Origin of the sequence: Bacillus sp. SIMBA_074, from assembly GCF_046534555.1 — a bacterium.
Lineage (GTDB): Bacteria > Bacillota > Bacilli > Bacillales > Bacillaceae_G > Bacillus_A > Bacillus_A mycoides.
Window position 1 is genome coordinate 1 of record NZ_JAWRYM010001155.1, and the last position, 239, is coordinate 239.

Consider the following 239-nt stretch of genomic DNA (forward strand, 5'->3'; position numbering starts at 1 on the left):
TGATGCCGAAGAAAAGACTTCAGGTTTTTTTATCGAAGAAATGCCGATGGTAATTTATTCCAGCTATTTAGACGGAAAACCTTCCGAGTTTTCGATTCAATGTTTGGAAGATACTATTTTGGTGAGCGGCACACGGGAAAAAGAGTTAGAAATGCAGTTAAAAAATCCGGTATTAGAACATATTACGTCTTTCATAATGGCTTCGGATTATAGAAAAGCAGAACGTTATATTGCTTTAT

General features: G+C 35.6%; 1 protein-coding gene. It reads left to right on the forward strand.

Features of this window, described 5'->3' with window-relative positions:
- Window positions 1-40: 40 nt before the first annotated feature.
- On the forward strand, window positions 41-239 hold a 199-nt coding region (locus SB773_RS34355), incomplete at its 3' end, for a cyclic nucleotide-binding domain-containing protein (protein ID WP_410594999.1).